Genomic DNA, 6,000 nt, shown 5'->3' with positions numbered 1-6,000 from the left:
GCGCCGATGGTAGTTGGGGGTTGTCCCCCTGTGAGAGTAGGACATTGCCAGGCATCTAAATCTTCATTCCACAGTAGCTCAGTGGTAGAGCTATCGGCTGTTAACCGATCGGTCGCAGGTTCGAATCCTGCCTGTGGAGCCATGGAGAGCTGTCCGAGTGGCCGAAGGAGCACGATTGGAAATCGTGTAGGCGGGTAACACTGTCTCGAGGGTTCGAATCCCTCGCTCTCCGCCACTGTTCATATATATTTCTTATATTGGCCCGTTGGTCAAGCGGTTAAGACACCGCCCTTTCACGGCGGTAACACGGGTTCGAATCCCGTACGGGTCACTTTAAAGGATGGCATGATAAGTACGCGACGTCCTGTCGCAACGCATGCACTAGCACATCCTGTGCGTCGGAGGATTAGCTCAGCTGGGAGAGCACCTGCCTTACAAGCAGGGGGTCGGCGGTTCGATCCCGTCATCCTCCACCATTCTTAATAAAATTATCGCGGGGTGGAGCACGATCGAATAAGCTTCATCGAATCCACAACAGCGTACCGATTGAGCCGCATCTTGAATAATCATTCTGAAATCGGGACGACGGTTTTATCAAGACTAAATCCAGGTTTAAAATAATATCATAATACTATCGCGGGGTGGAGCAGTCTGGTAGCTCGTCGGGCTCATAACCCGAAGGTCGTAGGTTCAAATCCTGCCCCCGCAACCAATTACAAATAATTAATAATAAGTGGTCCCGTGGTGTAGCGGTTAACATGCCTGCCTGTCACGCAGGAGATCGCCGGTTCGATCCCGGTCGGGACCGCCATATATGGCTCGATAGCTCAGTCGGTAGAGCAGAGGACTGAAAATCCTCGTGTCGGCAGTTCGATTCTGTCTCGAGCCACCATTTGCCGGTTTAGCTCAATTGGTAGAGCAACTGACTTGTAATCAGTAGGTTGGGGGTTCAAGTCCTCTAGCCGGCACCATTTTTATTTTTCAAGCTGGAGGGGTAGCGAAGTGGCTAAACGCGGCGGACTGTAAAGCAGAGGACTGAAAATCCTCGTTTCGGCAGTTCGATTCTGTCTCGCGCCACCATTTGCCGGTTGAGCTCAATTGGTAGAGCAACTGACTTGTAATCAGTAGGTTGGGGGTTCAAGTCCTCTAGCCGGCACCATTTTTATTTTTCAAGCTGGAGGGGTAGCGAAGTGGCTAAACGCGGCGGACTGTAAATCCGCTCCCTGTGGGTTCGGCAGTTCGAATCTGCCCCCCTCCACCATTTATATAGGGGCATAGTTTAATGGTAGAACAGAGGTCTCCAAAACCTCCAATGTGGGTTCGATTCCTACTGCCCCTGCCAATATGGCGACCGTGGCGAAGTGGTTAACGCACCGGATTGTGGCTCCGGCATTCGTGGGTTCGATTCCCATCGGTCGCCCCATTTTCTTTGGGCTATAGCCAAGCGGTAAGGCAACGGACTTTGACTCCGTCATGCGCTGGTTCGAATCCAGCTAGCCCAGCCATTTATATGCGGAAGTAGTTCAGTGGTAGAACACCACCTTGCCAAGGTGGGGGTCGCGGGTTCGAATCCCGTCTTCCGCTCCATGGCGGCATAGCCAAGTGGTAAGGCAGAGGTCTGCAAAACCTTTATCCCCGGTTCAAATCCGGGTGTCGCCTTTTATTTTATAATTATTGCCTAGCCGGGGTGGCGGAACTGGCAGACGCACAGGACTTAAAATCCTGCGGTAGGTGACTACCGTGCCGGTTCGATTCCGGCCCTCGGCACCATTTATAATGCAATATCCGATAAATTGAATATTAAGTAATTAATATTCTTTTTTATTATTCCTTTTATGCCGGTGTGGCGGAATTGGCAGACGCGCACGACTCAAAATCGTGTTCCCAAAAGGAGTGTCGGTTCGACCCCGACCACCGGTATCTTAGATACATTTTAGTATATTGAAATATCTTTTTTGAGGTCATATCCGTTCATAAATGAACGTTTATGACTTATTTTTATTTTTGTTTATTCATTAGGAAACAATGAACTTTAAATTGTTTTACACATTTTTTACACAAGGTTTTACACATTCATCTGCTCAAAAGTCTTCATACTAAGCTGTTCATCTTCAATACGTAATTCTTTAAGAACATGTGTATACACTTTTAATGTTGTTTCAATATCTCCGTGACCTAAACGCTCACTTACATAATGAATTGATGCTTTTTTGTATAATAGGATACTACCGTGCGAATGACGTAATCCATGCAACGTAATAGGATTAATTTTTAAGTCCATCAATAATTTCTTAAGTAGCTTGTTCGCATTTGTATTGCTAATAACTTGGTATTTAGAGGCCTGGCTGTAAAATACCAATTGATTTAGATTTGTTGGTGTAGAATTAAATAACATCTTAAAATGATTCATTGTCTTAATATCCATCTTAATAACGCGATTTGACTGCTCATTTTTAGTTGGACCAAATCCAGATGGAGAATTCTTTTTGTATCCCCAGGTTTTGTTGATCTTGATGGTATTATTGACAAAGTCGAAGTCCTTTCTAGTGAGTCCTATAAGTTCTTCAAAACGCATTCCAGAGGTTAGTGCTAAGAGCAGTAAAGAATAACCTAAGCCTTTGTCAATATTATTCCAGATACTTTGTAGTAACCGTTCACTTTCCTCGTAGCTTAAATGCTTTTCTGTGGATTTTTTTGCTGCAACTGTCCAAGTCGGTTCTGTTTTTCGTGCGAAATCTATCTGAATAACTTGGTCCTCAATAGCATCCTTCACACATGCTTTAATATGACCATTAATTTTTAATACTGTTTCCTTCGATTTTCCATTTCCTAACCAGTTCAGGAACATTTGATAGTCTTGTCTCGTGATGTCTTGAATTGGTTTGTTTTGAAAATAATCTCTAACAGCCTTTAGTGAATACACATAATGTTCTAATGTAACCCTACTAACCTTTTGCTTTTTAAAAAGATCAATCCAATTCTCGAAGTATTCATCAAATGGAATCTTTTTTAGTGTGGGTATTAAACCCTTTAATAGTTGTGCTTCAACTTCTGCTGCTGCGATTTGAGCTTCTTTTTTTGTACGAAAGCCCCCCTTCCGAATTGGTTTTGATTCACCATTTACAATCCGGGAAACAGTATATTGATATGTGCTTCCCCGTTTTTGAATACTTGCCAAGATAAACTCACCTCTAACAAATGATAAAGGTGATCAATGGGTCACCTTTATCATATCAAAATTATTTAATTTGACAATTTTTCACTTAATAAATTAAACAACAGTGTTTTATCTCGAAAAAATTTGCTGGAAGTATTGATCTAAGAATTTTGACATTAGCATTGCATGAAAAGACCATGTCTGCCCTTTTGATTTCGGATAAAACACAAATCCTCCCTCATCAACATCAAGGATTTTTCTGAATTTTGATGGATAAAGAATATTCTCTTTGATCCATTCACTTTTTTTGCACACTCTATTTTCGAGGTCTTTCATAGACCAATACACACCTGTTAATTGCAATTTCTCTAATTCTTCCAAATGTACCTTTGAGATGATTACGGAATCATCCGGTACGGGGATAGTTAAATTTACTGATAGCCGTTGCATTTTCATTCCTCCTAAAAATAAAAATATAGCTTTGCTCGTAAATCAAGTGAATTTACTACTTTTTCTAAATTGGATCTTCTTTTGTGGAATCAAGACCTAAGCCAATGTAGTCATTAAAAGATTGCCTTTCTACAGAATCATGACAAGAATCCAACTGTTCTTTTATGTCTTCAGCAATTTTACGATTATGATCATCGAGATTCGCTGAAAAATGGTTAATCCATTTTACTGAATCACGTAAGTAACTAAGAATGTCACTTCGAAGCTGTTTTGCAGCCTCGAGATTGTTCATATCAATTCTAGGTAAATAGCTCATATCAACTTTATGGGTTTTATATAGCTTTACAACCCATCCTTTAGCTTTCTTTGATGTGTAGGCTGAATAATATTTGTATGGAAAGTGGTCTGGTAAAACTTTAAACTTTAAGTGGTTTAGTAGTTCACCCAATGGAGCATCTCCCGGTAAATCCTCTATAATTAGTTCAATAATATGGTTACTATATTGATCATGGGATTCACGGAGAAATACAGGTCTAGGATTTTGCTCATTAGCCTTTCGCTTCCAGCGCCCTACGGTTTCTTGTAGTTCCTTTACATGTTCAACTAATCGTTTATTTTCATCAATTAATTTAGTGATTTGGTCATTTTGATTTATCATTTTTTTCATCCTTTCTATGTTAAGTAGATTCGTGTTACATCTTCACGAGAATGCCCGATTAATTTTGCTACTTTTAGTCTGGCTTCTTGTTCGCTAAATCCTTGATTTCGAAAATTCCAGAATTGGTCATAACTAAAATTATGACGGAGCCCATGGTATGATAAATTGATTCCTAGATTACGAAAAAAAGGGTCTGAAATCTTCTCACGGTGTCTAATAATAAAACCTTGTAGGGATTGAATTACTTGATGTGCTTTTTTACCTTCTGGAATAAATACTTTTTGCCCATGAGTATCCTTTTGGAAACGGTTTCCAAATTTACTTTTACATCAGATCTTAAAGGTACTTCACGAACTAAGCCACCTTTTCCTTTAACAGTTATAGTACTAGTGCGTAGTGCTTTTTCTATATCTGACTTTGATAGTCTAATAGCTTCGTGAATACGCAATCCCTGTTTTTTAGCTAGTTCTAATAGAGGAATAATGTCTGAGCGATTATGACGAATAGCTAAATCTATCATGAGGTTGTATTCTTTCTCAGTCCATCTTCGGTAACTCCTCCAAAAGAGCGCATTTCGAGATTGATTCCATATTTTTCATGTAGTTGCTTATTGTCTGGGAGATAGAATCTTGTATCTTCAATCTGATCGTGATAATAACTTATTGCACAAATATCATTTTTTATCGTTGCTGGAGACTTACATTCAAATTGGCGATATTCGACATATGCTGCAATATGCTTCGCGCTAATATTTCTCAAGGATTTAACCCCGAAAAAATCTGCTAAATAACGAACAAATAGATCCATAAGGTGATAGTATTGTCGCTGTGTGGTTATACTTACTGATCTTGCATGCCGAGCAATTTTATTGACTTGCAACATCAGGTTTAAGTACGCTCCCACATTGATAACATTATCAGTATGAGATTCTATTTCTTCGTCTTTTATTATCCATCCCTTTTTCCACATGATTTACCACCTCCAAAAAAAGAACAGACTTTCTCCGTTGGTAAGAGCTGTATCTTTATTGAATCTATATAGTAAACTGACTCTCAAATATAGATTTCACCTAACGAATTAGCCCGTAAAAAATTCTGTCTATATTTCTCTATTACTTTTGTTGAGCATGAATGGGCACAACACATATTACATGTGTGACAAGAGTCAGTGCCAGCTGCCTATTCCCTGGAAAGGGTGTTTTAACAAAGCAGTGTGTGGTTGTTTTCCCAAAATCAAGTTACTTCGTTGATAAAGGGTTCCAGCATGAAAAACCATTTGCTGAAATTGTAATTGTTTGTACTGGCCTGTTTATCCTAGATCCAGTTGACTTTTCTAGAATTCCACTGAAAAGCCTAGATTAAATAGAAGGTAATATCCAGCACTCCTTGGATAACTGTTTTGTCCCATTGCTAAACCAAATAGGGACGAAAATTGTATTTACTGGCCAGAAAAACCGCTGGCTACAGTCGACTTCGAAAACACCTAATTAGAAGTCATTGGAGAATGGCTGTGTGCATATTATTCGAAGCCTGCACTACCTGGCGTTCGGCTCTTTATCGGCTGCCTGCAATTCCGCTGCTTTTTTTTCACAAGTAGCTGGCGCAGGGGCAGCTACTCAATTCATACTCTAGAAGAACATAAAAAAACCTTGTTGTTGGAGACACAAAAACCTATGCATATGCATAGGCTCTTTTACTCCAACCCAAGGTTGTATTGTTATAACTATCATTCTTTA

General features: G+C 40.0%; 5 protein-coding genes and 18 tRNA genes. 18 read left to right on the top strand and 5 right to left on the bottom strand.

Annotated features, from left to right (window positions below):
* Positions 1 to 67: 67 nt before the first annotated feature.
* From D612_RS0108240 to D612_RS0108155, 18 genes are all read left to right on the top strand, one after another.
* Positions 68 to 142, top strand: a tRNA-Asn gene (locus D612_RS0108240).
* Between the two features lies 1 nt (position 143).
* Positions 144 to 235: transfer RNA gene (locus D612_RS0108235), tRNA-Ser, on the top strand.
* Positions 236 to 259: 24 nt separating this feature from the next.
* A tRNA-Glu gene (locus tag D612_RS0108230) sits at positions 260 to 331 on the top strand.
* Between the two features lie 69 nt (positions 332 to 400).
* Positions 401 to 476: transfer RNA gene (locus D612_RS0108225), tRNA-Val, on the top strand.
* A 159-nt stretch (positions 477 to 635) separates the two neighbouring features.
* Positions 636 to 712, top strand: a tRNA-Met gene (locus D612_RS0108220).
* 23 nt (positions 713 to 735) lie between these two features.
* Positions 736 to 811, top strand: a tRNA-Asp gene (locus tag D612_RS0108215).
* Between the two features lie 5 nt (positions 812 to 816).
* A tRNA-Phe gene (locus tag D612_RS0108210) sits at positions 817 to 892 on the top strand.
* 3 nt (positions 893 to 895) lie between these two features.
* Positions 896 to 971, top strand: a tRNA-Thr gene (locus D612_RS0108205).
* 23 nt (positions 972 to 994) lie between these two features.
* Positions 995 to 1,080 (top strand) — tRNA-Phe (locus D612_RS0108200).
* A 3-nt stretch (positions 1,081 to 1,083) separates the two neighbouring features.
* Positions 1,084 to 1,159, top strand: a tRNA-Thr gene (locus D612_RS0108195).
* A 17-nt stretch (positions 1,160 to 1,176) separates the two neighbouring features.
* Positions 1,177 to 1,261 (top strand) — tRNA-Tyr (locus D612_RS0108190).
* Positions 1,262 to 1,268: 7 nt separating this feature from the next.
* Positions 1,269 to 1,342, top strand: a tRNA-Trp gene (locus D612_RS0108185).
* Positions 1,343 to 1,347: 5 nt separating this feature from the next.
* Positions 1,348 to 1,423 (top strand) — tRNA-His (locus tag D612_RS0108180).
* A 7-nt stretch (positions 1,424 to 1,430) separates the two neighbouring features.
* Positions 1,431 to 1,505 (top strand) — tRNA-Gln (locus tag D612_RS0108175).
* A gap of 7 nt (positions 1,506 to 1,512) precedes the next feature.
* Positions 1,513 to 1,587, top strand: a tRNA-Gly gene (locus tag D612_RS0108170).
* A gap of 1 nt (position 1,588) precedes the next feature.
* Positions 1,589 to 1,659, top strand: a tRNA-Cys gene (locus D612_RS0108165).
* Between the two features lie 22 nt (positions 1,660 to 1,681).
* Positions 1,682 to 1,770: transfer RNA gene (locus D612_RS0108160), tRNA-Leu, on the top strand.
* 67 nt (positions 1,771 to 1,837) lie between these two features.
* Positions 1,838 to 1,920 (top strand) — tRNA-Leu (locus D612_RS0108155).
* A gap of 145 nt (positions 1,921 to 2,065) precedes the next feature.
* Here the strand turns inward: D612_RS0108155 and D612_RS0108150 are convergent.
* From D612_RS0108150 to D612_RS0108130, 5 genes are all read right to left on the bottom strand, one after another.
* Positions 2,066 to 3,178: a site-specific integrase gene (locus tag D612_RS0108150; RefSeq protein WP_017754981.1), complete on the bottom strand. Its 1,113-nt coding sequence runs from the start codon at positions 3,176 to 3,178 to the stop codon at positions 2,066 to 2,068.
* 108 nt (positions 3,179 to 3,286) lie between these two features.
* Complete coding sequence (locus tag D612_RS0108145; protein ID WP_017754980.1) at positions 3,287 to 3,607, bottom strand: DUF771 domain-containing protein; 321 nt, start codon at positions 3,605 to 3,607, stop codon at positions 3,287 to 3,289.
* Positions 3,608 to 3,671: 64 nt separating this feature from the next.
* A complete protein-coding gene (locus D612_RS0108140; RefSeq protein WP_017754979.1) occupies positions 3,672 to 4,265 on the bottom strand; it encodes a hypothetical protein in 594 nt (197 codons plus the stop codon).
* Between the two features lie 241 nt (positions 4,266 to 4,506).
* Positions 4,507 to 4,785, bottom strand: coding sequence for a tyrosine-type recombinase/integrase (locus tag D612_RS0108135; protein WP_017754978.1), 279 nt, complete (start codon positions 4,783 to 4,785; stop codon positions 4,507 to 4,509).
* Complete coding sequence (locus tag D612_RS0108130) at positions 4,782 to 5,234, bottom strand: phage integrase N-terminal SAM-like domain-containing protein (RefSeq protein ID WP_017754977.1); 453 nt, start codon at positions 5,232 to 5,234, stop codon at positions 4,782 to 4,784. Before D612_RS0108130 ends, D612_RS0108135 begins: the two co-directional genes overlap by 4 nt.
* Between the last annotated feature and the right edge of the window lie 766 nt (positions 5,235 to 6,000).

Origin of the sequence: Calidifontibacillus oryziterrae (assembly GCF_000331575.1) — a bacterium.
Lineage (GTDB): Bacteria > Bacillota > Bacilli > Bacillales > Bacillaceae_J > Calidifontibacillus_A > Calidifontibacillus_A oryziterrae.
This window is presented reverse-complemented; position numbering and strand designations above follow the sequence as displayed.

Excerpts from the sequence above, each read along its gene's own strand:
- D612_RS0108135 (WP_017754978.1), bottom strand. The coding sequence starts at position 4,785 with ATGATAGATTTAGCTATTCGTCATAATCGCTCAGACATTATTCCTCTA.
- D612_RS0108140 (WP_017754979.1), bottom strand. The coding sequence starts at position 4,265 with ATGATAAATCAAAATGACCAAATCACTAAATTAATTGATGAAAATAAA.
- D612_RS0108145 (WP_017754980.1), bottom strand. The coding sequence starts at position 3,607 with ATGCAACGGCTATCAGTAAATTTAACTATCCCCGTACCGGATGATTCC.
- D612_RS0108130 (WP_017754977.1), bottom strand. The coding sequence starts at position 5,234 with ATGTGGAAAAAGGGATGGATAATAAAAGACGAAGAAATAGAATCTCAT.